Here is a 25,535-nt window from a genome sequence, read left to right as displayed (position 1 = left end):
CGGACAGCCCGCTGTCTTCCGTGGCGCATGGCATCACGGGTGCGTGGAGACATCGGCGTACAGCTGACGCATGAAAGCGCGGAATACCGGATTCATCACGTCGTCGTGGTTCCGGATGACATCGCCGTCGACCTGGACGTTCCAGACCATGGTATTGGCGAGCATCGCCCCGCCTGCACTCCCCCCGGCAACCGGTGCCAGATAGCTGCCGCCGCAGAACGTGCGTGCCCAGCCCGGCTTCAGCAGGTGGTCCGGCCCAAGGTTCTGCCGGAAGAACGCCGCGGTGTTTTCCGCTTCGAGCCTCTTGTTCAGACGCACGGCCTGGCCAAGCGCATCGCCGTGCAGCAGTTTCAGTTCGGCCTCCGATTTCCAGCCCAGGCACTGCGCGCTGTCCGCCGGGGCTGGCATCCCGGACTGACCCGCGCCACCGGGCTCCGGTGCCACGCCGGGCGCTTGCGCGTGCAGCCGGTGGGTCAGGTAGTGGTCCATATGGCCGGGCGTCTTTTTCATGGCGGTGCCCTGCTCCGGCGTGGTCTCGTGTTCGAACAGCGTGTTGACGGAACGCCCGATCGGAAACGCGATACCCGTGGCCCAATCCTTGGTCGATGTGACCGACACCAGCAATGGCGGCTGGAACGTTGGCGGCGCGTAGCGGCTAGATACGTGATAAAGCGCCTCGTAGCGCGATGCCTCGAAGGCGGGATTGATCAGCAGGATCATGTCGGCCGGCCGCTCCGGCATGGCCGGCCTGACGCCCGGACGGGCCAGGTCGCGCTGGGCGGTGAGCGACTCGATCAGCGATCCGGACATGGCCGCATACAGGATCAGGCCGCCAAAGCTATGACCGATCATCAGCGTGCGGATGCGCGGGCGCTGCGGGCCTTGCTCGGACAACGCGCCGGTCTGTGCGACGACAGGTGCCCGGACCGCCGCCGCGGCAGGCGCCGGCGCCGCGTCCGGGGCCATCCCCGGGCCCGGCGGCTGGTTGTAGTACGTCCGCAGCGAACGCAATCGCGCGAACAGCTCGCGCGACGACCCGATCGACACACGCCGCGCCGCCTCCTTGCGCGCCCAGAATGTCAGGCTCAGCACCGGGTCCGGGATCGCCCAGGACTTGCCCCGCCACGCCACGTAGACGCCCACCACAGTTCTCGGCGTGCCACCGGGGCCGGCCCGGTCGCGTTCCTCGGCGCCGGCAGCTTCCAGCAAGGCACGGAATTCCTGCACGTTGACGTCGTCGGCGCGCGCGTTATGTTTCCAGCCATGGACGAACACGACGATGCTCAGGTCCTTTCCCCCATCCAGCAGGAACCGCAGCCGCTTCATCAGATGCTCGATCTGGTCCGACGGGGTGAACGACAGCGCATCGGCAACCGCCGGCGCCGCTGCCGCGTCGGGAAACAGCCAGCCCTGGTCGTCGAATTCGACGAAGTGCAATTCGTAGAGGCCTTTCACCGCTTCCGGCGTGACCTGCTCGCACGTCTGCGGCATCGGCGGGGTGTCCGTCGTGCCGATGCCGGGGCGCTCGCAGCTTTTGTCCGAATCGATGTCCACCAGATGGGTGCGATAGGCGCTGTTGGGCGCGCAGGCGCAGAGCGCCAGCAGAACCAGGCCCCAGACAATCCGGCCCCGCCGGAAGGCGCTACCCATTCTGGTCATTCGCGCCCGGTGCCGTCTTGAAGTAATCGGCAAACGGCCATGCCGCCTTCAGGTCGGCTTCAGCGCCCATATAGCAGTCGCGATCGGAGGCGGACATCCCGGAAAACGCGTGCGGCGCAGGCCCGAGCTTGCCGTCGGTGTATTGCCAGAGCGTGAAGTGCGGCCAGGTATCCGTGGGGATGCCCAACGGCTGGTTCCGGTACCGTGCATACCAGAGCGGGCAATTCTTGAGGATGGGGTCGGCGCCATGCGCCTGCACGGCGTCGCGCAGCATGTTGCCGCCGTAGATCATCGGCCAGCGGCCGGTCTTGTCCTTGATGCGGACCACGAAGTCATGGGCCTGATCCAGCGTCATGTCCGGCCCGCTCGAACTGGGTTCGAAATCGAGACAGAACAGCGTCGCACTGTTGTCCACGGCCGGATCGCCGAACTGCGTCGCCGCCAGGAAATTCTCGGCCTGATCGGCTGCCGTGCGGGCGCTGGAGAAATGGTAGGCGCCCCACAGCAGCCCGGCGGCCAGTGCGTCCTGGCGCCGCTTGCGGTATGCCGGGTCCTGGAAGGTCGCGCCTTCGCTGGCCTTGTGGATGACCGCCCTGACTCCCGCGTTCCTGGCCTTGGCGGCGTCGAAGGGGTTGTCATGGTTGATGTCGATGATCACATCGATCGATCCTGGCAGGGTTTCTGGCATCGCACGCTCCCGATTCAGTGCCAATCAAGCCACGGCGCAACCCTCGGCAAGCCGTACATGGCTGCGCACACCCGGGCCGGGCGAGGCCCGCTGCCGGACGTTTGGCGACCTGCCATCGCTTACCCGTTGGAAGCATAGGCAACGGGTCGGGTAAACCATCTCAACCAGGTGGATGACCTCGTGCTGCCATTTTTTGAAGGCTGACTTGCATGCGATTTTTCTCAGGCAGCCGGCCCGCCATGCCGGATCCACCACGCCGGAGCGCCTTCCCATGGCGCGGGCGCCAATTGAGAACGTTATGGACAATGATTTTCATTGCCCGCCAATGGCTTGCCCGGCCACGGAATAATTTGCGGGAGGTTAATGTCCTCTTAACGACGGGGTGACAAAGTGGCCCAGACAAGGCGAGAGCCGGATGGGCGCCGGTCGCACGAGGTTGCGCGATGGGCGGCAGCATTCCCGAGGCTTTACGTCAGGATCTGATGGGATCATCTCGCACGCGAGGGGCAAGCCATGAGTGCCGTCTGGACAGCTACCGTGGGCCAACTGCTGGTCGAAGCCACCACGGTGTATGCCATCGTCGCCGCCAGCCTCAGCCGGCGTCACCCCGATCCGCGCGCCCTGCCCCGGCACTTCGCGCCGGTCTCGGTGCTCAAGCCGCTGTGCGGCGCCGAGCCGCACCTGTACGAAAACCTGACCGGGCTGTGCCGTCAGCAACATCCATGCTTTCAGCTGGTCTTCGGGGTCTGTGCCGCCGATGACCCGGCCATCGACGTCGTACGCCGGCTGCAGGCCGAGTTTCCCGATGGCGATATCGCGCTGGTCATCGATTCCCGCATCCATGGCCGGAATCCGAAAGTCAGCAACCTGATCAACCTTTTCCGTGCCGCCCGCCACGATCACCTGGTGATCGCCGACAGCGATATCGCGGTGCCGCCCGACTATCTGCAGCGCCTGGCCGGCCCGTTGAGCGATCCCCATGTCGGCGTGGTCACGTGCCTGTATCGCGGCCGCTCGGTCGACAACCTGTGGTCGCGGCTGGGCGCCGCGTTCATCGACGACTGGTTTGCGCCATCGGTGCGCGTGGCTCACGCGGGCGGTTCGAGGCGGTTCGGCTTTGGCGCGACGATTGCCCTGCGGCGCGACACGCTCAACGCCATCGGCGGCTTCCACGCGCTGGCCAACCGCCTGGCCGACGATTTCTGGCTTGGCGAACTCACCCGCCAGTCGGGCTGGCAGACCGTGCTGTCCGAAGTGGTGGTGCAAACCGATGTGATCGAGACCAGCCTGCCCGCGCTGTGGCGCCACGAACTGCGATGGCTGCGCACGATCCGGTCGCTAAGCGCCCCCGGCTTCTACTTCATGTTCCTGACGTTCACCTGGCCGATGCTGCTGCTGGGCTGCCTGCTGGCCCCGCTGCCGGTGGTCTTTGTCATTGCGATGGCCGGCGCGCTGGCGCGTTGCGCCGTGGCGGGCAGCGTCGGCAAGGCCCTGATGGCGCCACTGCGCGACGCACTGCTGCTGGTCGAATGGGCCGCCGCGCTGGGCAACGGGCACGTGCATTGGCGCGGCCACGTGATGGCCACCGCCGACAGTCCCCATCTGCCCGGCGCGGCAGACGCAACCGAGAGCCACCCCGGCATCGCCTCCGCGAGAGGGCCGCACGCCATGGGCGGCAGCCTGGTTGCCTTGCCACATCCCCATCCACAGGATAAATCCCGATGAAAACGCTGTTCCTGCAGGCGCCCTCGTACGACGGGTTCGATGGCGGCGCCGGATCGCGGTACCAGGCCAAGCGCGAGATCAAGTCGTTCTGGTATCCCACGTGGCTGGCACAACCGGCGGCCCTTGTGCCCGACAGCCGCGTGCTCGACGCGCCGGCCGATGGGCTGGGCGTGGAGCAGACCCTGAACATCGCAGTGGGCTATGAGCTGGTCATCATCCATACCAGCACGCCGTCGTTTCCCACCGACGCCCGGTTCGCCGAGCAGCTCAAGGCGCGGCGTCCCGGCCTGCTGATCGGCATGGTGGGCGCAAAGGCCGCCGTGGACCCCGGCGGCACGCTGTCCGCCACCACGGCCATCGATTTCGTGTGCCGCGAGGAATTCGACTACACCTGCCAGGACGTGGCGGCGGGCAAGCCGCTGCGAGACATCGCCGGCCTCAGCTATCGCCTGCCGGACGGATCGATCGAGCACAACCCACCGCGGCCGATGATCGAAAATATGGACGAACTGCCATTCGTGGCCCCGATCTACAAGCGCGACCTGAAGATCCGCAACTACTTCATCGGCTATCTGCTGCATCCCTATGTGTCGATCTACACCGGGCGCGGCTGCCGCTCGCGCTGTACGTTCTGCCTGTGGCCGCAGACCGTGGGCGGGCATCGCTACCGCACAAGATCGGCGCAGAGCGTGATCGAGGAGGTCAGGTGGATCAAGGAGAACATGCCCGAAGTGCGCGAGATCATGTTCGACGACGACACCTTCACCGACTTCAAGCCGCGCGTGGAAGAGATTGCCCGGGGCCTGGGCCAGATCGGGCTGCCCTGGTCGTGCAATGCCAAGGCCAACGTGCCTTACAGCACGCTCAAGATCATGAAGGACAACGGCCTGCGGCTGCTGCTGGTTGGCTACGAATCCGGTGACGATCAGATTCTTCTGAATATCAAGAAAGGACTACGTACCGACATCGCGCGGCGCTTCACCGACGACTGCCGCAAGCTCGGCATCCAGATCCACGGCACGTTTATCCTGGGGCTGCCCGGCGAGACGCGCGAAACCATCGAGAAGACCATCGCCTACGCCAAGGAAATCAATCCCCATACGATCCAGGTGTCGCTGGCCGCGCCCTATCCGGGCACCACGCTGTACCGGCAGGCCGTGGACAACGGCTGGCTCGAAGACAACAAGGTGATCCACCTGGTGAACGACCAGGGCGTGCAGCTGGCCGCCCTGAGCTACCCGCACCTGAGCCGCGAGGAGATCTATCACGGTGTGGAAACGTTCTATCGGCGCTTCTACTTCCGGCCGCGCAAGATCTGGGAAATCGTCAGGGAGATGATGGGCAGCTGGAGCATGACGCGGCGGCGCCTGCGCGAAGGCGTGGAGTTTTTCCGATTCCTGCATTCGCACGAGGCCTGAGACCATGACCCGCCGCCGGATGCTGATTGTTACCGCCGACGACTTTGGCCTGCACGAAGACGTCAACGAGGCCGTGGAACGCGCGCATTGCGAAGGCATTCTCAATGCCGCCAGCCTGATGGTCGGGGCGCCCGCCACGGCCGATGCCGTGCAACGTGCGCAGCGGCTGCCGGAGTTGCGTGTTGGCCTGCACCTGGTGCTGGCCGATGGCTGGTCGACGCTGCCCTGGGAGTCGATCCCCGACCTGGTCGATATCGATGGCCGCTTCGGCGATGCCATGGTGCGCGATGGGGTGCGCTTCGCGCTGTATCCCGCGCTGCGCGAGCAACTGGCTGCCGAGATCCGCGCCCAGTTCGAAGCCTTCGCGCTTACCGGCCTGCCGCTGGACCACGTCAACGCGCACAAGCACTTTCATTTGCATCCGACCGTGCTGGGGCTGATCCTGCGCATTGGTCGCGACTATGGACTGCGCGCCATGCGGCTGCCGCGCGAGGCCGGTGGGCCGCTGTTCCTGCGCCCGTGGCTGGCATTGCTGCACCGGCGGCTGGACCGCGCCGGCATCGCTCACAACGATTTCGTGCTCGGGCTGTCATCGAGCGGGGCAATGGACGAAACCGCCCTGCTTGCCGCGCTCGATCGACTGCCGCATGGCGTCGTGGAGATCTATTGCCATCCGGCCGTCACCTCGGGCGCGCGCATCGGCGCATCGATGTCCGGCTATCGGCATGCCGACGAGCTGGCGGCGCTGCTGTCGCCCCGTGTGCGTGCGGCGGCCGAACGCGTGGCCCCTCGTCGCGGCGGCTTCGCCGACCTGCTTGCCGCATGACGCTGAAACGCCTTGCACTACCCGGCGCGCTGGCCGGATTGCTGATCCTCACCGCCGTGGTGGCCCGGGCGGGGCTTGCCGAAGTTGGCGAGATTCTGTTGCATGCCGGCTGGCCCTTGCTGTGGCTGGTGCCGATCCACCTGGCCGCGTTATGGTTCGACGCGCGCGGATGGCGCACGCTGCTGGCGCCGGCGGACCCCACTGCCCGGGCCGGGACCCATTTCCTGCTGTGGGTTGCCACCGTGCGCGAGGCCGTCACGCGCCTGCTGCCAAGCGCCGGCATCGGCGGCGAGATCGTCGGCATTCGCCTGGCGTGGCGGCGCGTGCCAGATGGCAGCGCCGTCACGGCCAGCGTGGTGATCGAAGTCATGGTGACGATGTTCGCGCACTACCTGTTCGCGCTGGCCGGCGTGCTGCTGCTGGTCTCGACAACACCGCTTACCGACCACGGCGTACTGATTGCCATCGGGCTGCTGCTGTCGCTGCCGGTGCCCGCGCTGTTTGCCTACGCGCTGCGGCACGGCGCATGGTTTACGCGACTCGAAGCGGCCGCGCGCCGCATCCTGGGCCACGAGCACCGGCTGGCATCGCAGATCGATGGCAAGCGCCTGGACGCCCAGATTCGCGCGCTATGCCGGCGCGGACGGGCGCTGTGCAGCACACTGGCATGGCAGCTGGCCGGGCTGGCCGTCGGCACGCTGGAAGTCTGGTGGGGACTGTCGCTGCTGGGCCATCCCGTGAGTTTCGGTGCGGCGCTGGCGATCGAGGCCTTGACCCTGGCCGCCCGCCAGATCGCATTCTTTATCCCCGCCGGCCTTGGCGTGCAGGAAGCCGTGCTCGTGGTACTTGGCACCGGCCTGGGTATCGCGCCGCAAACCTCGCTGGCACTGGCGCTGCTGAAGCGTGCCCGGGAACTGGCGTTCGGCGTGCCGGCCCTGCTGTCTTGGCAGTGGGCCGAATGGCGCAGCATGCGCAAGGCCTAGCGTTACCGCCTGCCGGCCCTGCGCATCCGGCGATCCGGCGATCCGGCGATCTGGCGATTTGCCGATTCGCCGGTTAGCCGATCACCATCCGGCCCGCCGTTTCATCGTGCCTGCCGCACCCATTCGCCAATGGCATCGAGCAGCAACCCCGAGCCATGCTCGCGCGACCCCGCATCGTCATAGCCGTCCAGGAAGGCGCCATGCTCGGTCAGCGTCAGTTGCGTGCCCTGCCCCACGGCCTTCAGCTCGAAGATCGCCAGCGACACCGAAATCTTGCGTTCGCCCATATGCATCTCGTAGCTGTAGACCAGCCGCTCGTTCGGAATCACGTCGAAATACACGGCGTCGAACGTCGACACCAGGCCGTTATCCCATTTGCCCTGCAGATGCTCGCGGCCGCCGGGGCGCACGTCCATGGCGCGCGACACGGTCTGGTAGCCCTGGCCGCCGTGGAACCATTCGGCCTTGGCCGCCGGGTCGCTCAGCGCACGGAACACGAGGGCCGGCGGCGCATCGTAAGTCCGCGAAATCGAGAACGTGCCATGCGCCACCGAGCGCGGCGGCGTTGCGGCGACGATACGGGCCACTTCCCGTTCCAGGCGGTCCAGTGTCTGCTTCCAGCCTTCCTCGGCGCCACGGGTGAAGTCGCCGGCCGACGGATCGAGCAGGGTGTATTCCTGCGTCACGCGCATCTCGGTGCCGCCGCAGACGGTTTCGAAACCGACCGTTGTCAGCGCGTTGAACAGCGGCTTGCCGTCGACGGTAACCACCGTCATGTCGATCACCAGCCGCGAGTGCGGCATGACCTCGACAAAGTGACCACGGATCCAGTGCTCGAACGTGCCGTCCTGCGAGCGCATGCACAGGTCGAACTTGCCGCCCGGGCGGAATTCCACCTCGCACGCGGGCACGGTAAAGCCCTGCGGGCAGAACCAGTGCTTCAGGTGATCGGCGGTGCTCCATGCCTTGAAAACCAGATCGCGCGGGGCATTGAATGCACGCGATGCGGTCAGGCGGTGCTGGGCGTGCTGCTGGGCTGACGACTGGGTGGACGGCGACGTCTCAGTCTTCGTTGCGGTCGCGGGTGCCATCGGATGCTGCCTCCTTTTTCATGGTTTCCAGGTATTCGCCCAGGCGGTCGAAATGGCCTTCCCATTCGGCCCGGCGGGCGCTGATCCACTGCTCTGCCTCGCCCAGCGCATTGGGCGCCATGCGGCAGGTGCGTACCCGTCCGACCTTTTCGGTGCTGACCAACCCCGCCTGTTCCAGTACCGACAGGTGCTGCATGACCGCCGGCAACGACATGGCCAGCGGCCTCGCCAGATCAGAGACCGACAGCGGTCCACGGGCCAGTTGCACAAGCATCGTGCGCCGTGTGGTGTCGGCCAGCGCCTGGAACGTGGCGTCGAGAGGATCGGAATAGTTAAGCATGCCCTTTAGTATAGAGGCACGCGAAAGTTAAGCAAGGACTTTAGTGATTTTCCAGGATGGAAAGCCCTATGCTCGCCCCTCGCCGGGCCGGATATTCAATCTTCTTGGCGATCGATCTCAAAAATTACCGACGATGCCAGACGCTCAACGGGTCGTCGAACGCCGGCGTGCCGGCATCATCGGCCTGGTCAGATAGTGGCTCTGCAGCCATCCGCATCGCCACCGCCTGGGTATGGAGCTTGTCGAGACAGCGCGAAAACACCTCGGCCTCGCCGGGGTCCAGGCAACCGGCCAGTTCACGGTTGAAGTCGCGCGCCCGGGCAAACGCGGCGGCATAGACGGCCTCGCCCGCCTGCGTCAGCGTGAAGGCAGCGGCGCGCCGGTCTGCCGCCTGCGCGGTCTTGCACACCAGGCCCTTTTCCATCAACGCATGGACGGCGCGGCTTGCCAGCACCTTGTCCAGCCCGGCGCTGGCGGCCAGTTCGGTCAGCCGGGTGCCGGGTTGCTCGCCCAGGAACGCCAGCATGCGCCATTCGCGCCGGCTGACCCCGGCCGCCGCGCGCAGGTGCAGCCCGCTGGCCGACATCGCCACGCGGCTCAGGTGATAGAGCCGGTAGTTGATGAAATCGACCAGGCGCGCGGGGGCCTGCAGTGTCCCCGAACCATGCTCCGGATTGGCTTGCGGCATGAATAGTTGATTTTGTTAACTAATGGGTCGGATGCTAGCGTGCCGGACACACTGATAACAATCGAAACCTGCTTCGAGGAGACTTCGCGTGATCCGCCCCATCCGCTCCACCCGTCCCGTCCGCCCCACCGGCCCCGGCCGTTTCACGCGCCGCACGACGCTCGGCACCCTGGCCTGGCTGGCCGCCGCCATCGTCTGCGGGCCCGCCCTGGCCCAGAGCGACAAGCCGCTGCGCATTCTGGTGGGCTATCCGGCGGGCGGTACCGCCGACCTGGCAGCCCGGCTGGTGGGCGACAAGATCCGGGAAGACCTCAAGCAGACGGTGATCGTCGAGAACAAGCCCGGCGCCGGCGGACGGCTGGTGATGGACTACGCGCGGGCGCAACCGGCGGACGGCAATACCGTCGTGCTGGCGAATTCCGCCGTGATGACCATCGCTCCGCTGGTCTATCGCAAGCTCAACTACGACATCGCGCGCGATTTCGTTCCCGTGGCGCCGATCGCCAATTTCCAGCTGGCGCTTGCCACCGGCAACGCCACGCCGGCCCGCAACCTGAAGGAGTACATCGCCTGGCTCAAGGCCGACCCGACGCACGCGGCTTATGCATCGCCCGCCCTTGGCAGCATTCCGCATTTCTTCGGGCTGATGATCGGCAAGCAGGTAGGCGTGTCGATGCTGCATGTGCCGTTCAATGGATCGGCGCCGCTGATGACCGCACTGGTGGGCGGCCAGGTGCCGGCTTCGGTCGATACCCTGGCCGACCTGACGGAAATGCATCGCGCCGGCAAGATCCACGTGCTGGCAACCTCCGGCACCCGCCGATCCGCCGCGCTGCCGGATGTGCCCACCTTCACCGAGCTTGGCTACAAGGATATCGAAGGCGTGGGTCGCTACGGCGTGATTGCGCCGGCCGGCACGCCGCGCGCCGCCATCGACCGGCTGAATGCCGCCATCACCCGCGCCCTGGCATCGCCCGAACCGCAGGAGAAATTCCTCAAGCTCGGGCTGGAGCCGCAAAGTGGCAGTGCCGATGCATTCGGCAAGACGCTGACCAGCGATGCGAACCGCTGGAGCCCCGTGGTCAAGGCTTCCGGCTTTGTCGGCGATTAAGGAATCAACGATGTCCATCCGCAATGTGCTGTTCATCATGTGCGACCAGTTGCGTCGCGACCACCTGGGCTGCTACGGCCATCCCACGCTGCGCACACGCAATATCGACGCGCTGGCGGCTCGCGGCGTGCGCTTCGACAACGCCTTTGTGACGTCGGGCGTCTGCGGCCCCAGCCGCATGAGCTTCTACACGGGCCGCTACGTCAGCAGCCACGGCGCCACCTGGAACCGCGTGCCGCTGTCCGTCGGCGAAATCACGCTGGGCGAATACCTGAAGGACAGCGGCCGTGCGCTGGCCCTGGCCGGCAAGACCCACGTGATGCCCGACAACGCCAACCTTAAGCGGCTGCATCTGGACGGCGGCACGGAACTGGAAACGCTGTTGCGCAGCGGCCACTTTATCGAGGTAGACCGCCACGACGGCCACCACGCCGAGCCGCACAGCGCGTATGCCGACTGGTTGCGTGCCCAGGGCTACGACAGCCGTGACCCGTGGACCGACTATGTGATCAGCGCCCAGGCGCCCGACGGCGAGATCGTCTCGGGCTGGCAGATGCGCAATGCGGGCCTGCCGGCGCGCGTGGCCGAGCCACATTCGGAAACGGCCTATACCGTGGACCGCGCGATGGACTACATCGCCGCCCGCGGCGACGATCCATGGGTGCTGCATCTGTCGCTGGTCAAGCCGCACTGGCCCTATCTGGCGCCGGCGCCGTACCACAGCGCCTATTCGCTCGACGACTGCCTGCCGCTGCAGCGCAACGACGCCGAACTCGACGATCCCCATCCGGTGGTCGATGCGTACCGTACGCAGGAGGAATGTGCCAATTTCATGCGCAAGGAGGTCTCCGACACCGTGCGTCCCGCCTACCAGGGCCTGATCCAGCAGATCGACGACCGGCTCGGCCAGCTCTGGGAACTGCTGGAGCGCACCGGCCGCTGGCACGACACGCTGGTGGTCTTCACGGCCGACCATGGCGACTTCCTGGGCGACCACTGGCTGGGCGAGAAGGAACAGTTCTACGACACCGTGCAGAACATTCCGCTGATCGTCTATGACCCGTCCGCCGAGGCCGATGCCACGCGCGGCGTGGCCGACGCCCGCATGGTTTCCGCCGTCGATGTGGTGCCGACCGTACTCGACGGCCTGGGCCTGCCGGCGTTCGACCATCGTGTGGAGGGCCGGTCGCTGCTGGACCTGACCCGCAGGCGCGGTGGCGATTCGGCGTCGTGGCGGGACTTCGTGGTGTCGGAGCTCGACTATGGCTATCGCGGCGCCCGCGTGGCGCTGGGCCGGCAGCCGGGCGAATGCCGCGCCTGGATGGTGCGCGATGCGCGCTGGAAGTACGTGCATTGGCAGGGATTCCGGCCGCAATTGTTCGATCTGGCGAACGATCCGTCCGAATTTGTCGACCTTGGCGCCGATCCGGGCCACGAGGCCGTGCGCAGCCACATGCGCGGCCAGTTGCTGGACTGGTTCTGCACGCTCAAGCCGCGCGTCACGGTCAGCAATGCCGAAGTGGCTGCCAAGACCAACGTCTACAAGCAGGCCGGGGTGTTCTTCGGCGTCTGGTGACAAGTCTGGACGCGGGCCCGGCGGCGCTTTGGCGGCGGACTGGACGGTCCGGCAGCGCGCTTTCCGGGCACTCCCGGGCCGCCCGCAGGACACCTGCAAGCGCCCTTGCTGCACGGGTGCGGGAAAGGGCGTATTCTGGCGAGCTTGTCATTCGGGCGTCGTAGGCGTAGTGTTCCGCATCGCCTGGCGCGCCGAAGTGCCGGAGCCGCCCCTCCAGATAGTTTTGACGGATGAACCAGAAATCCCCTAAATACCCGGATGAACCGCCCTTGCCGTCCACCTGGGATGCCCGCCTTGCCCGCCATTTGGTGCGGCCCCTCAAGAACACCCGTGTCACCCCGAACCACCTGACCACGCTGCGGCTGCTGATTGGCGTCGCCGGCATCGCCTGCATTGCGCAAGGCGGCTATGCGTGGAGCAACTGGGGTGCGCTGCTGGTGGTGCTGTCGAATTTTTTCGACCATACCGACGGTGAGTTGGCGAGAATTAGCGGAAAATCAAGCAAGATCGGCCATTTTTACGACCTGGCAAGCGACGCACTGATTACCGTGCTGCTGTTTGTCAGCTTTGGCATGGCCGTGGCAAACACCACGGCCCCTGGCGGCCTGCCCGAGACGTTCGGTCCGGTGCTGCGTGGCACGATTGCCGGCCTTGCCGTGGCACTGATCTTCTTCCTGCGCATGCGTATAGAATCGCGGGTTGGCAAAAGTGGCACCAAGCAGGCGTCGGCTGGCGGATTCGAGACCGAAGACGTGCTGTACCTGCTGCCTCTGGTGACGCTGACTGACGGCATCGGTCCCTTCCTGACCGCGGCCTCGATCGGCGCCCCGCTGTTTGCCGTGTTGGTCATCATCGATTACTGGCGAGTCATGCGGCGCCCCCAGCCAGTCGCAACTTCCACCGATCACTGAGGCAGCCCATGCCAGAGCAAGTTACCGGCGACATCGCCATCGCGCCGCAGATGGCGCGCGAAGCCGAACCCGTGGCCGCGCGTCCGGCCGCCCGCCGCCCGGACGCCGCCGTGGCCGGCGTGGTGTCGCAACTGGACACCCCCGCCCTGCGCCAGGATTTCGACCGCCAGGGCGCGTTCCTGTACCTGGACAAGTTCCTGGGCCCGGACGAAACCGCCCAACTGGTGGCGCTGGCGCGCTCGCTGCAACGCGGCCTGAACCGCAACTACCTGCCCGGCCACAAGCAGGGCGGCAGCGTCAGCCGCCATACGATCGACGAAAAGGCGCCGTTCATCGCCGAGCTGTACCGCTCGAAGGCGCTGATCGGCTGGCTCGAAGACGTGACGGGCGACAAGCTCCAGGTCTGCCCGGAAACCGACCCCCACGCCTACGCGCTCTATTACTACACGCGCCAGGGCGACCATATCGGCTGGCACTACGACACGTCCTATTACGATGGCCGCCGCTACACGCTGCTGATCGGCGTGCTCGACGAATCGACGTGCCGGCTCGACTACGAACTGCATACGCGCAACCCCGACATTGCGGACGAACCGGGTTCGGTGCAGATTCCGCCGGGCGGCATCGTGCTGTTCGACGGCGACAAGCTGCGCCACCGCATCACGCCGGCCGGTCCGAACGAGATCCGCGTGTCGCTGACCTTTGAATATGTGACCGATCCGGGCATGCGCCCGTGGCTGCGCTTCATTTCGAACATGAAGGATGCCGTGGCGTACTTCGGGTTCCGCCAGGTGTTCCGGCGCCTGCTGGGCGGGAAGTAAGCGAGGGTAGTCAGCGGCGTGAATCGTGCAGCTTTCATTCTTCTGTCGGTAGGCGCGGCGCTGTTCGTCGGGCTGCTGGCCTGGCAGGGCTTTGGCGCGGTGACCACCACGCTGATGTCGGCCGGCTGGGGTCTGGCCGTGGTGGCCGCGTTCCATCTGATACCGCTGGCGCTCGATGCCGGCGCCATCGCCGTGTTGCTGGACCGCAAGACCCGCCACGGATCGTTCTGCAGCGCCCTCAAGGCGCGCTGGACCGGCGAATCGGTCAACAGCCTGCTGCCGGCCGGCCAGATCGGCGGCCCGGTGCTGATGGTGCGCTACCTGTCTCATCGCGGCGCGCGCATGCGTGACGCGGCGGCTGCCATCACGGTCAGCACCACCACCCAGGCGCTGTCGCAGATGCTGTTCGCATTGCTGGGCATTGCCGTGTTCGGCGCCAACGGCGACATGTCCGAGTACCGCACCCCGATCATCGCCGTGACCGTGGTGCTGGGTGCCTGCGTGCTGGTGTTCTGCGTGCTGCAGCGGCGCGGCATGTTCGGCCGCATGATGCGCATCGGCCAGAAGCTGTTCGGCAAGCGCGATGCCACCGATGACACCGAACCCGGGGCCGAAAAACCGGGCCGCTGGGCCGGGCTGGCACTGCGTGCCGACGCCGTGGACAGTGCGATCCGGGAACTCTACCGCGACCGGAAAAAGGTCGCTGCCAGCTTTGGCCTTAACCTGCTTGGCTGGATCGCCGGCACCGGCGAGGTCTGGCTGATCCTGTATTTTCTGGGGCACCCGGTGAACTGGCACGAGGCACTGCTGCTCGAAAGCGTGGGCCAGGCGATCCGGGGGGCCGCATTTGCCATTCCGGGGTCGCTTGGTGCGCAGGAAGGCGGTTACCTGCTGCTGGCGCCGCTGGTGGGCCTGCCGCCGGATGCCGCGCTGGCGCTGTCGCTGGCCAAGCGCGTGCGCGAACTGGTGCTTGGCATCCCCGGACTGGTGTATCTGCATTTCAGCGAACGGAAGTTCCAGCGCCGTCGCGCCGCGCATGCCCTGTCGGCCGACCGGGGCTAGCGCGGCCCTTTCATTTTTCATGAGAACAACGTGATGCGAGCAATCATTCTTGCCGCGGGCCTGGGCCTGCGACTTCAGCAACAGCCGGGAAAGCAGTTCCCGAAATGCCTGTTGCGCTTTGACGGGCTCACGCTGCTCGAACGTCACCTGCGCCTGCTCGACGCCGCCGGCGTGACCGAGGTGGTGCTGGCGCTCGGCTTCGAGCCGGACCAGGTCAAGGAAGAGCTGGCCCGTCTCGGCCGCGACCTTGAAATCGTCATCAACCCGCGCTACGACCTGGGCAGCGTGCTGACCGTGCATACGGTGGCCGACGCCATGACGCGCGGCGGCGACGTGCTGCTGATGGACGCCGACGTCCTCTACGACGAGCGCATCATGACCAAGCTGGTGGCCGGCGACACCGTCAACCGCCTGCTGATCGACCGCGACTTCGAGGCCGGCGACGAGCCCGTGAAGCTGTGCCTGAAGGACGGCGTGCCCGTGGAACTGCGCAAGCAGCTGATGGCCGACCTGCAGTACGACACCATCGGCGAATCGGTGGGCTTCTTCCGCTTCAAGGAAGACTGCGCCCGCCGCCTGGCCGAAATCGTCAAGGGATACGTCGACTCGGGCCGCGCCAACATGCCGCACGAAGAAGCCGTGCGCGACCTGCTGCTGGAACAGTCCCACGTATTCGACACCGCCGACGTGACCGGCGCCCCCTGGATCGAAATCGATTTCCCCGGCGACGTCTCGCGCGCAGCCGTTGAAGTCCTGCCCCAACTTCTGCCCGTAGGAATCGCCCAATGAACGCCATCGACCCGAACCTGCTCGCCACCTCCGGTACTGCTGTGCCCCTGTCGCGCGCCGCGCGGCTGCGCCAGATGCTGCTCTCGAACGAGCTCGAATTCATCATGGAAGCCCACAACGGCCTGTCCGCGCGCATCGTGCGCGAGGCCGGCTTCAAGGGTATCTGGGCGTCGGGCCTGGCCATTTCGGCCCAGTTCGGCGTGCGCGACAACAACGAGGCCAGCTGGACCCAGGTCGTGGACAACCTCGAGTTCATGGCCGACGCCAGTGACCTGCCGATCCTGCTGGACGGCGACACCGGCTACGGCAACTTCAACAACGTGCGCCGTCTGGTGCGCAAGCTCGAGCAACGCGGTATTGCCGGCGTCTGCATCGAAGACAAGATCTTTCCGAAGACCAACAGCTTCATCGGCGGCGAACAGCAGCCGCTGGCCGACATCGACGAGTTCTGCGGCAAGATCAAGGCCGGCAAGGATTCGCAGGCCGACGACAACTTCTCGATCGTGGCCCGCGTGGAAGCCCTGATCGCGGGCTGGGGCATGGAAGAGGCGCTGCGCCGCGCCGAGGCCTACCGCCAGGCCGGCGCCGACGCCATCCTGATCCACAGCAAGCTGTCGAAGGCCGACGAGATCGTGACGTTCGCCCGCGAATGGGGCAACCGCGCTCCGCTGGTGATCGTGCCGACCAAGTACTACAGCACGCCGACCGACGTGTTCCGCAAGGCCGGCATCAGCCTGATCATCTGGGCCAACCACCTGATCCGCGTGGCCGCTTCCGGCATGCAGGCCGTGGCAAAGGACATCTACGAGAACCAGACGCTGGTCAACGTGGAAGACCGCATCGCCACCGTCAACGAGATCTTCCGCCTGCAGGATGCCGACGAATACTCGGCCGCCGAGAAGATCTACCTGACCGGTGGCCAGGCCCCGGGTTCGGCCGTGGTGCTAGCCGCGGGCCGTGGCAAGGGCCTGGAAGCGCTGACCGAGGACAAGCCCAAGGTCATGCTGCCGGTAGCCGGCAAGCCGCTGCTGCGCTGGCTGGTGGACGGCTTCAAGAACCAGGGCATCAACGACATCACGGTGGTTGGCGGCTACAAGGCCGAGGCCATCGATGCCGCCGGCATCAACCTGGTACGCAACGACCGCTATGCCGAAACCGGCGAACTGGCGTCGCTGGCGGCCGCCGCCGACACGCTGCAGAACGACACCGTGATCGCCTATGGCGACCTGCTGTTCCGCAGCTACATCCTGCGCGACCTGGTGGATACCGATGCGCCGTTTAGCGTGGTGATCGACTCGTCGGAATCGGCGCCGTCGAACCAGAGCGTGCGTGACTTTGCCTGGTGCTCCGCATCGGATGACCGCGACCTGTTCGGCCAGAAGGTCCTGCTGAAGAAGATTTCGGACGACGTACCGGCCGGCGATGCCCCGCATGGCCGCTGGATCGGCCTGATGAACGTCCGTGGCGAAGGCCGCGCGCGCCTGCAGAAGCTGCTGGGCGAGCTGCGCCAGCGCCCGGACTTCGACAAGCTCGACCTGCCGGATCTGCTCAACGCGCTGGTTGCCGCTGGCGAACAGGTCGAAGTCAAGTACGTGCACGGCCACTGGCGTGGCGTGAACGACCTGGACGACTTCCGCCGCGCCGGCGATTTCGCGCACGGCCAGGCGCCGTTCTCGGTCGGCGGCAGCGACGGCGAGGCCGCGCAATGATCGAGGCGGTCCAGTTCGTGGAAGCCGCGCGCGAGCGCGGTTTCGAGTGGTATGCGGGCGTGCCCTGCTCGTACCTGACGCCGTTCATCAACTACGTGGTGCAGGATCCGTCGCTGCACTATGTGTCGGCCGCCAACGAAGGCGATGCCGTGGCGTTTATCGCCGGGGTGACGCAGGGTGCGCGCAACGGCGTGCGCGGCATCACCATGATGCAGAACTCGGGCCTGGGCAACGCAGTGAGCCCGCTGACGTCGCTGACCTGGACGTTCCGCCTGCCGCAGTTGCTGATCGTCACGTGGCGCGGCCAGCCCGGCGGTGCATCGGACGAACCGCAGCACGCGCTGATGGGCCCGGTCACGCCGCAGATGCTCGACACGATGGACATCCCGTGGGAACTGTTCCCGACCGAGCCGGAGGCCGTGGGTCCCGCGCTGGATCGGGCCATCGCCCACATGGATGCCACGGGCCGCCCGTACGCACTGATCATGCAGAAGGGCAGCGTCGCGCCCTACCCGCTCAAGTCGCAGAAGGGCCCGGTGGCGCGCGACAAGGCGCTGCCCGAGGTGTCCCACGCCGGCACCACGACGCTGCCGAGCCGCACCGAAGCACTGCAGCGCGTCATTGCCCATACGCCGGTCGATTCGACCGTGGTACTGGCATCGACCGGCTTCTGCGGCCGCGAGCTGTACGCGCTGGACGACCGGCCGAACCAGCTCTACATGGTGGGTTCGATGGGCTGCCTGACGCCGTTCGCGCTGGGCCTGGCGCTGGCACGTCCGGACCTGAAGGTGGTGGCCGTGGATGGCGACGGTGCCGCGCTGATGCGCATGGGCGTATTCGCCACGCTGGGCGCCTATGGCCCGGCCAACCTGACGCACGTGCTGCTGGACAACAACGCGCATGACTCCACCGGCGGCCAGGCCACGGTGTCTCACAACGTGTCGTTTGCCGGCGTGGCGGCGGCATGTGGCTACGCGTCGGCCATCGAGGGCGACAATCTCGCCATGCTCGACGACGTGCTGGCGCGCGCGGCCACGACCACGGCGGGCCCGAATTTCGTGTGCCTGCAGACGCGCCCCGGCTCGCCCGATGACCTGCCGCGCCCGTCGGTGACGCCTGTGCAGGTATCCACGCGTCTGGGCCGCCAGATCGGTGCCGACCAGGGCAACGCCAATCACGCCTGATCCAACCCGCTTGAGAGCTTGAGAGAACGCATGCTGCTTCTGAATCCCGGCCCCGTAACGCTGTCCGAACGCGTCCGCAAAAGCCTGCTGCAAACCGACCTGTGCCACCGCGAAAGCGAGTTTTTCGACCTTCAGGACGAAGCGCGCCAGCGGCTGCTGGACATCTACGGGCTTGACCCGGCCATCTGGTCGGCCGTGCTGATGACCGGCTCGGGCACTGCCGCGCTGGAAAGCATGATCGCCGGGCTGGTGCCGGTGCAAGGCAAGCTGCTGATCGTACAGAACGGCGTTTATGGCGAGCGCGTGGCACAGATCGCCACCCAGTACCAGATCCCGCACACCGTGGTGAAGCACGAGTGGATGGAAGCCCCGGACCTGGCCCGCATCGACGCGGCGCTGGCGGCGGACAAGGCCATCACCCACCTGGCCGTGATCCATCACGAGACCACCACGGGCCGCCTGAACGACCTGCCGGCCATCGACGCGCTGTGCCAGGCGCGCGGCGTGCGCCTGCTGGCCGATACGGTCAGCAGCTTCGGCGCCGAGGCCATCGACTTCAGCGGCAATATCGACGCCGTGGCGGCCACGGCCAACAAGTGCCTGCATGGCGTGCCCGGTGCGGCCTTCGTGATCGTGCGCCGCGCGGCGCTGACCCATGCGGTCAGCCGCACCTACTACCTCGACATCGCGCGCTACGCAAAGCAGCAGGACCAGCGCAACACGCCGTTCACGCCGTCCGTCCACGCGTTCTACGCGTTGGTGGAAGCCCTGCGCGAGCACAGCGACGAAGGCGGCTGGCAGGCGCGCCACCAGCGCTATGCCGCGCTGGCCGAGGAAGTCCGCAGCGGCCTGGCCGCCCTGGGCATCGAGGCACTGTGGCCGGCGGCCCAGTCGTCGGTGGTGCTACGCGCATACAAGCTGCCGCAGGGCGTCACGTACGAACAACTGCACGACGGGCTGAAGGCACGCGGCTTCGTGATCTATGCCGGCCAGGGCGGCCTGTCGTCGCAACTGTTCCGCATCTCGACCATGGGCGCGCTGACGGCCGCCGACATGCACCGCCTGATCGCGGGCTTCCGCGAACTGCTGCATCGTTGATTGGGAGTGCCGGGGCTGGTTCGCTGGTCAGCTTCGGCATATGCCACTCAACTCTCGGGGTCGTACCCAAACTCGCGCAGTTCCTGCGCGCAGCGGCACGCCTTGGCGATCTTTGCAGCCCACACGATGGCGGCTTCGCGCGATGGAAGCTCCAGGACACAGAAGCCGCCATCGAACTCCTTCGTCTGGGGATAGGTTTCGTTTGTGACGCTGCCGTCCGAGGCGACCATGACTGGCGCTACGCCCCCGTTGATCCCACCACCGAACACGTACACGCCGGCAGCCTTCGCCTCGCGTATGGCCTCGCGCGCGGCTTCGCCCACGGCGGCAAAGTCCTCCTCGGGGACGTCCATCGCCGGTCCGGGAAACGAGATGAGGTATTTCGTCATCGTTGACTCCTTCGGTTTTTCACAACGCGCAGGACTCTGGCCGCATCCCCCTAATTCACCTGATTATTGGAAATCAGAATCGCCGGATTTCCCGAAGCAAACTGCTTCGTAGAGTCACCAACCGCCATGCGGTTCGAATCAACCAGGTAGGACGTAATGCCTGCGATGCCGTTCGCCAGAGTAAAGTCGTACCCGGCCTGAATCGAATTGCCCCGGACATAGACTCCACTGATTAGCGTGCCAGGGAAGTTCCTGGAGTAGAAGCCACTTCCCTTTGGGTCGGTCGGAAACATTGTATTGAGTCCGGTTCGCACGCTGTTATTGATAATGTCGATGCCAATCAGACTCAGGAAATACGAGTCGTATTGCTTCGAAATCACCGAGATTGCGGTATTTGTCATGACATTGCCAAGTATGGCGCTGTCGAACACATTTCCGAAGAAGCCGTTGCCGGTCTGCACGGTAGTCGCGTTGGTAATCGTGTTGTGGCTGATCACGAACCGAAAGACGGAACTCGTTACCGAGATAATAGATGTCCTGTCGGGAATGACGTCCCATGGGCGATCGACCGTGATGGCGCGTCCGCTGATAGCCCGGACCATCCGGTATTGACCAACTCCCCGCCCCTGGCTGATCGATACCGCGAGCGTCTGGAAATTGGTGAGGCCGACTGAGCTGAAATCCATGTCATTTGCGGTGGTCACGGATTCAGCGGAAGCTCCAGACGTCATGCCCAGATACGCCTGGCCACCCCCGTCAGTTGTAATTCCCTGACCATACGGGTCACCGATGTCCGTGATCTGGTTGTATCCCGCATAGAGATTCTGACAGATCATCGAATAACTGAACTTCCAGAAGGGACGGCTGAATGCGACGCCGGCCCCCATTCCTCTTCCCGCTCCTTTGACCCTGTTTTTCTCGAAAATAACGTTCTGAGCAGCGGAAAAGCCGAGGTCGGAACCTTTGGCCTGAACATAATCGTTGTCGGAAACCAGGGCACCATCGCCGTACAGAATATCAACAGATCTGCCTGGGCCAGTGATCCTGGACGAGAGGACCCGAATATCGGGGCCCGAGAGCGCGACTATCGTACCTTTGCCGTTCGTCATATCCGCGCTGACGGTAATATTTACCTGATTGAATAACAGATGTCCTGAGCGGGACGGGGCGCCGGATAGGTCGCTCTTGACAAGGTTGGCGGACATCGGTGCCTTGAGCGAAAGGTTTTCAAGGCCAAACCAGTTGCTGCCCTGGATCCAGGTAGACGGCGGCGAGGAAGACTGCCCGGTGATGGTTGTGGCTGATGGCGAGTGACCGATGATGTATTGGTGAGGATGCACGGTCACGGTCCTGGTAATCACGAAATTACCCGCCGACAGCGCGAGATAACGTGGATTCGCCGCGGTTGCCGATGCCTTGTTTGCGTCGAGACATTTCTGCATGGCCGCTGCGTTATCGGTCGCCCCATCGCCGGCAAGCCCGCTGCAGTTCATCGCGCTCAGATTTATGCCTGGATTTGCGTAGATTTTGATCTTGCTGGCAGGCCCCGATGCAGCATCCTGCGTGCTATTGCCGAGCCAGACGTAGTAGTCGCCTGCAGTAACAGAAGCGGGAATTGACACCGCAATGGCATTCTCGTCGCTGCTGATGACCGAAAGCTTGTAATAGCTGCCACCGGCATCTTGCAAGATCACCGATGGTCGGCCGGGAAAATTCTTGCCGAAGAGTCTCAGGATGCCTCCGGCATCGGCGCCACAAATACGGAGCTGGTGCTTCGGTGCTTCGACGGGATCGCCCTCGGAAGGCACCCCGACAGCCCAGTCGAGTTGCGGCACATTGATGAGAATCTCCACCGCTTCGGCCGACCGATCTTCGATGCGAACGGCATAAACAGCATGCGGAAAAGTTGACGGGATCGTAAAGCGGATTCCTGTGGAAGCCAGGTTTTTCGCCGGCACCGTGATCTTGCTGGCGCGCAGGGCGCGACGCCAGTCCGTCATTCCCGCAGTAACCGCGAGCAGCCGAATTGTCTTGGGATTGCTGGTAAAGGCCCCGTTCATCAGCACCGGCAGTCCGGGCCCTGCTTCGCGCGAGGTCCAGTACACCGCGTTTCCGGCATAAGTCGGAAAATTATCGATCTGGGACATCTTGCTGGTGTCGACATAGACTGCCTTGCCGCTTCCCCAGCTCAAATTCAAGCCGGTCGGCTTTACCGGGCCAGCATTCAGCTCATATGGGTTGGCGCAGCCGTGGAGTTCGCCAAGATTCTTCGGCAAGGGCGCGTTCCCCGCGATGCCTGCGTCCGCGACCGGCTGCGCCACCCGGTTTCCGGTGGCGTTCTCGGCGGCTTGAACGTCGCGCTGGGTGCCGCCGGCGTAAGCGATGATCGTGTACAGCAGGCTCAGAAAAATGCGACGAAGCATGTCACGTGTCTTGATCGGGCCTATTGATGGCATTTGTCGTCCCCTTCTCTCCTGAATGCCGATGCCGGGAGATGGCAGAACGCAACCATCTTCCAGCCCTCCCCTGAATCAGCGAACAACCAGAAAAAGTCCGCCCCTGACCAGAAGCGGGCTCGACATGACACCCAATTCACGGTGTTGCCACACGTTGCTGCACCGGCTAGCCATCAACAACATGGCAAACGGGCTTGGCCCGGGTGACGATCCCCCCTACAACTGCTCCTCCACCGGCAATATCCGCAGCACCCCCTGCTTGAACTTGTCCCACCCGTTCATATCGGGCTCGCTGGTATAAGTCCGCACCACCCCGCCCTCGCGGGTCACCCACTGCAGTGATTCGCCGTCGTCGCCGAGCACCACCTGGTATGCCGCGTCCAGCAGCGCATCGTCCACGCCCTGCGCCAGCATGTCGCACAGCTCCTTGCTGTCGACGATGATGCCCATTTCCGTGTTGAGCCGCGCCGAGCGCGGGTCCAGGTTCAGCGATCCGATAAACAGTTCGTGGCGGTCGACCATATAGGTCTTGGCATGCAGGCTGGCGCGGCTGCTGCCGCCTGGTCCCCGGTGGCGCTTCTGCTTCGCCATCTCGGCGTAGGCGGTCGGCTTCAGTTCGTAGAGGATCACGCCAGCCTTGAGCAGCGCCTTGCGCTTTGGCGCGTAGCCGGCGTGGACTGCGGACACGTCGGTGGCGCCGTAGGAATTGGTCAGGATGCGCACCTGCACGCCCCGCTTCTGCATGTCGGTCAGCCAGGTCACGGCCGAGTCGGGCGGCACGAAGTACGGCGAGATCAGCGTCAGGTCGTGCTGTGCCCCTTCCAGAAACTTCACCAGTTTCGGAATCGCGTGGGTCGAGTCGTCCTCGGGGGGCAGCAGCACCTTGGCCGCACGGTCGGCAATCACGGTCGCGTTGCCCCAGTACTCGGGCAGCTTGTTGTCGCGCAAGAGTTGCACGATGCCCGTTTCCAGCAGCGACTTGCCGTAGGGCGTGGCGCGCATGTTCACGGCGTGCTCGTCCAGATAGGTGCGGAGCTTCTGCTGCTGCGTAACCGCCTCGTCGCCGCTCAGCGGCTTCGCCATGACCGATAGCGGATACACGGCCTCGCTGTTCCAGAAATCGTCGAACACCGCCGATACCTCGGGCACGACCGGCCCGGCGGCCAGCAGGTCCAGGTCCGTGAAATCGGTGTCTGCCGCGCCGTAGTACTGGTCGCCAATATTGCGGCCGCCAACAATGGTCAACTGGTTGTCGGCCGTGAGCGACTTGTTGTGCATGCGGCGGTTGATGCGCCGGAAGTCGGTCACGTACTCGAACAGCCGCACGTTGCGGCTGGCAAACGGATTGAACACCCTGACTTCCACGTTCGGATGGGCGTCCACGGCAGACAACGCGTGGTCCTGCCGCGCCAGGTGGATATCGTCGAGCAGCACGCGCACCCGCACGCCCCGGTCGGCCGCAGCCATGATCTCGGCCAGCAGCGTCAGGCCCGTCTCGTCGGCATCGAAGATGTAGTACTGGACGTCCAGGCTGCGTTGCGCGGTGCGTACCAGGGCGATCCGCATTGCCAGCGCGTCGGTGCCCGACAGCAGCGGATAGAAGGACGACAACCCCGGATGCGCGGCCAGCTTGGGCGCCATGCCGCGCGCCAGCGCGGTGTCGCCGGTGTCCTGCAGAGCCATCTCGGGCGCCAGCGGCGGCCTTTGCGGCAACCCGGCGCAGGCGCTCACCAGCAGCGCCAGCATCACCATCAACGGCCGCCCCACCTGCCTTAGCGCAGTTTGCGTGACATGCATCATGCCCCTCCCGGGATTGTTCCAGCGTGAACAATGGACATGTACAAAAACGACGATAGCGATCTTACCTTGCGCTGCTATGCTTTCGATACTTTCATTTTGAAAGCTATATAGCCCAGCCGCATAAGCTTATGACTACCCTCTTCGATCCGCTCCAGATTGGTGACCTGCACCTGCCCAACCGTATCGTGATGGCCCCGCTGACGCGTCTGCGTGCGGCCGATCCGGTACATGTTCCCAATGCCCTGATGGCCGAGTACTACGCGCAGCGTGCCAGCGCCGGCCTGCTGATTTCCGAAGGGGTACCGGTGTCGCCCGATGGCGTGGGCTACCAGAATGTGCCGGGCCTGTGGTCCGACGAACAGGTGTCCGGCTGGAAACAGGTGACGGACGCCGTACACCGCGCCGGTGGCCGTATCGTGGCACAGCTATGGCACGTGGGTCGCATTTCGGACCCGAGCCTGCTCGATGGCCGTTCGCCGGTGGCGCCGAGCGCCATCGCGGCCGGCGGCAATGTCAGCCTGCTGCGTCCGCAGCGCCCCTTCGTGGTGCCGCGCGCGCTGACCGTGGAGGAAATCGCCGGGGTCGTGGCCGATTTCGGCCGTGCCGCGGCCAATGCCAAGGCCGCCGGCTTCGACGGCGTGACGATTCACGCCGCCAACGGCTATCTGCTGGACCAGTTCCTGCAGGACGGCAGCAACACGCGCACCGATGCCTATGGCGGATCGGTCGAAAACCGCGCGCGCATCCTGCTGGAGGTGGCCGACGCCGTTACCGCCGTCTGGAACCCCAATCGCGTGGGCGTCCACCTGGCGCCGCGCTCGCCCAGCCATTCGATGAGCGAAAGCCAGCCGGCGCAGACCTTCGGCTACGTGGCCCAGGCGCTGGGCCAGCGCGGGCTGGGATTCCTGTTCGTACGGGAAACGCCGGGCGAAGGCGCGTTGCTGCCGCAACTCAAACAGGCGTTTGGCGGCGCCATCATCGCCAATGACGGGTTCGACCAGGATGCCGCCCAGGCCGCGCTGGACAGCGGCAACGCCGACGCGGTGGCATTTGGCCGCGCCTACATTGCCAATCCGGATCTGGTGGATCGCCTGAAGCAGCGTGCCGCGCTGAACGCAGTGGATCCCGCCACGCTGTATGGCAGCCCGGGCGCGCCGGCCCAGGGCTATACCGACTATCCGACGCTGGCCCAGGCCATCCAGGCCTGAAGC

At 65.4% G+C, this 25,535-nt stretch carries 22 protein-coding genes; 14 read left to right on the top strand and 8 right to left on the bottom strand.

Going from position 1 to position 25,535, the window contains the following annotated elements:
• Positions 1–33 precede the first annotated feature (33 nt).
• Both ACOABP_RS17210 and ACOABP_RS17205 read right to left on the bottom strand, forming a co-directional pair.
• Positions 34–1,650, bottom strand: coding sequence for a hypothetical protein (locus ACOABP_RS17210; protein ID WP_474226363.1), 1,617 nt, complete (start codon positions 1,648–1,650; stop codon positions 34–36).
• Complete coding sequence (locus tag ACOABP_RS17205; RefSeq protein ID WP_474226362.1) at positions 1,643–2,347, bottom strand: glycoside hydrolase family 25 protein; 705 nt, start codon at positions 2,345–2,347, stop codon at positions 1,643–1,645. The genes ACOABP_RS17210 and ACOABP_RS17205 overlap by 8 nt, the downstream gene beginning before the upstream one ends.
• A gap of 513 nt (positions 2,348–2,860) precedes the next feature.
• On the opposite strand from ACOABP_RS17205, the gene hpnI reads away from it, so the two are divergent.
• The 4 genes from hpnI to ACOABP_RS17185 are packed head-to-tail and all read left to right on the top strand — an operon-like array spanning position 2,861 to position 7,299.
• A complete protein-coding gene (gene hpnI, locus ACOABP_RS17200; protein WP_474226361.1) occupies positions 2,861–4,072 on the top strand; it encodes a bacteriohopanetetrol glucosamine biosynthesis glycosyltransferase HpnI in 1,212 nt (403 codons plus the stop codon).
• The gene (hpnJ, locus tag ACOABP_RS17195) at positions 4,069–5,490 is read left to right on the top strand and encodes a hopanoid biosynthesis associated radical SAM protein HpnJ (RefSeq protein ID WP_474226360.1); all 1,422 of its coding nucleotides are present in this window, start codon (positions 4,069–4,071) and stop codon (positions 5,488–5,490) included. The genes hpnI and hpnJ overlap by 4 nt, the downstream gene beginning before the upstream one ends.
• A gap of 4 nt (positions 5,491–5,494) precedes the next feature.
• The gene (gene hpnK, locus ACOABP_RS17190; protein ID WP_474226359.1) at positions 5,495–6,316 is read left to right on the top strand and encodes a hopanoid biosynthesis-associated protein HpnK; all 822 of its coding nucleotides are present in this window, start codon (positions 5,495–5,497) and stop codon (positions 6,314–6,316) included.
• 2 nt (positions 6,317–6,318) lie between these two features.
• Entirely contained in the window at positions 6,319–7,299 is a 981-nt protein-coding gene (locus tag ACOABP_RS17185) for a lysylphosphatidylglycerol synthase domain-containing protein (protein WP_474227870.1), read from the top strand.
• 101 nt (positions 7,300–7,400) lie between these two features.
• On the opposite strand, the gene ACOABP_RS17180 is transcribed toward ACOABP_RS17185, so the two are convergent.
• From ACOABP_RS17180 to ACOABP_RS17170, 3 genes are all read right to left on the bottom strand, one after another.
• Positions 7,401–8,390, bottom strand: coding sequence for an SRPBCC domain-containing protein (locus tag ACOABP_RS17180; protein ID WP_474226358.1), 990 nt, complete (start codon positions 8,388–8,390; stop codon positions 7,401–7,403).
• The gene (locus tag ACOABP_RS17175; protein ID WP_474226357.1) at positions 8,362–8,730 is read right to left on the bottom strand and encodes an ArsR/SmtB family transcription factor; all 369 of its coding nucleotides are present in this window, start codon (positions 8,728–8,730) and stop codon (positions 8,362–8,364) included. Before ACOABP_RS17175 ends, ACOABP_RS17180 begins: the two co-directional genes overlap by 29 nt.
• 124 nt (positions 8,731–8,854) lie before the next feature.
• Positions 8,855–9,418 carry a MarR family winged helix-turn-helix transcriptional regulator gene (locus tag ACOABP_RS17170; protein WP_474226356.1) on the bottom strand — a complete coding sequence of 188 codons (564 nt, stop codon included), beginning with the start codon at positions 9,416–9,418 and terminating at the stop codon, positions 8,855–8,857.
• A 169-nt stretch (positions 9,419–9,587) separates the two neighbouring features.
• Between ACOABP_RS17170 and ACOABP_RS17165 the strand changes: the two genes are divergently transcribed.
• The 9 genes from ACOABP_RS17165 to ACOABP_RS17125 all read left to right on the top strand — a co-directional run bounded on the left by ACOABP_RS17165 (position 9,588) and on the right by ACOABP_RS17125 (position 19,679).
• Positions 9,588–10,529 (top strand): Bug family tripartite tricarboxylate transporter substrate binding protein, encoded by a 942-nt coding sequence (locus ACOABP_RS17165; RefSeq protein ID WP_474227869.1) that lies wholly within the window; start codon positions 9,588–9,590, stop codon positions 10,527–10,529.
• A gap of 10 nt (positions 10,530–10,539) precedes the next feature.
• Positions 10,540–12,105, top strand: coding sequence for a sulfatase-like hydrolase/transferase (locus tag ACOABP_RS17160; RefSeq protein ID WP_474226355.1), 1,566 nt, complete (start codon positions 10,540–10,542; stop codon positions 12,103–12,105).
• A gap of 230 nt (positions 12,106–12,335) precedes the next feature.
• Positions 12,336–13,016, top strand: coding sequence for a CDP-alcohol phosphatidyltransferase family protein (locus tag ACOABP_RS17155; RefSeq protein WP_474226354.1), 681 nt, complete (start codon positions 12,336–12,338; stop codon positions 13,014–13,016).
• Positions 13,017–13,066: 50 nt separating this feature from the next.
• Positions 13,067–13,837: a HalD/BesD family halogenase gene (locus ACOABP_RS17150; RefSeq protein ID WP_474227868.1), complete on the top strand. Its 771-nt coding sequence runs from the start codon at positions 13,067–13,069 to the stop codon at positions 13,835–13,837.
• A gap of 18 nt (positions 13,838–13,855) precedes the next feature.
• Positions 13,856–14,899, top strand: a complete 1,044-nt coding sequence (locus ACOABP_RS17145) for a flippase-like domain-containing protein (RefSeq protein WP_474226353.1) — start codon at positions 13,856–13,858, stop codon at positions 14,897–14,899.
• Positions 14,900–14,932: 33 nt separating this feature from the next.
• Positions 14,933–15,688 (top strand): phosphocholine cytidylyltransferase family protein, encoded by a 756-nt coding sequence (locus ACOABP_RS17140; protein WP_474226352.1) that lies wholly within the window; start codon positions 14,933–14,935, stop codon positions 15,686–15,688.
• Positions 15,685–17,397, top strand: coding sequence for a phosphoenolpyruvate mutase (gene aepX / locus ACOABP_RS17135; protein ID WP_474226351.1), 1,713 nt, complete (start codon positions 15,685–15,687; stop codon positions 17,395–17,397). Before ACOABP_RS17140 ends, aepX begins: the two co-directional genes overlap by 4 nt.
• Positions 17,394–18,581 (top strand): phosphonopyruvate decarboxylase, encoded by a 1,188-nt coding sequence (gene aepY / locus ACOABP_RS17130; protein ID WP_474226350.1) that lies wholly within the window; start codon positions 17,394–17,396, stop codon positions 18,579–18,581. The genes aepX and aepY overlap by 4 nt, the downstream gene beginning before the upstream one ends.
• Positions 18,582–18,611: 30 nt before the next feature.
• Entirely contained in the window at positions 18,612–19,679 is a 1,068-nt protein-coding gene (locus ACOABP_RS17125; protein ID WP_474226349.1) for a 2-aminoethylphosphonate aminotransferase, read from the top strand.
• Positions 19,680–19,726: 47 nt separating this feature from the next.
• Here ACOABP_RS17125 and ACOABP_RS17120 read toward each other — a convergent pair whose 3' ends face one another.
• The 3 genes from ACOABP_RS17120 to ACOABP_RS17110 all read right to left on the bottom strand — a co-directional run bounded on the left by ACOABP_RS17120 (position 19,727) and on the right by ACOABP_RS17110 (position 24,324).
• Positions 19,727–20,068, bottom strand: coding sequence for a YciI family protein (locus tag ACOABP_RS17120; protein ID WP_474226348.1), 342 nt, complete (start codon positions 20,066–20,068; stop codon positions 19,727–19,729).
• Positions 20,069–20,118: 50 nt separating this feature from the next.
• Entirely contained in the window at positions 20,119–22,491 is a 2,373-nt protein-coding gene (locus tag ACOABP_RS17115) for a hypothetical protein (RefSeq protein ID WP_474226347.1), read from the bottom strand.
• Positions 22,492–22,740: 249 nt separating this feature from the next.
• On the bottom strand, positions 22,741–24,324 hold the full coding sequence (locus ACOABP_RS17110; protein ID WP_474226346.1) for a phospholipase D family protein: 1,584 nt from the start codon (positions 24,322–24,324) through the stop codon (positions 22,741–22,743).
• Between the two features lie 128 nt (positions 24,325–24,452).
• Here ACOABP_RS17110 and ACOABP_RS17105 point away from each other — a divergent pair, with 128 nt between their 5' ends.
• Positions 24,453–25,532 (top strand): alkene reductase, encoded by a 1,080-nt coding sequence (locus ACOABP_RS17105; protein WP_474226345.1) that lies wholly within the window; start codon positions 24,453–24,455, stop codon positions 25,530–25,532.
• Positions 25,533–25,535: the final 3 nt, after the last annotated feature.

It is taken from the genome of Cupriavidus sp. HE11, assembly GCF_056097175.1.
Note: the sequence above shows the minus strand (reverse complement) of the source record. Positions and strands in the feature narration are given on the sequence as shown.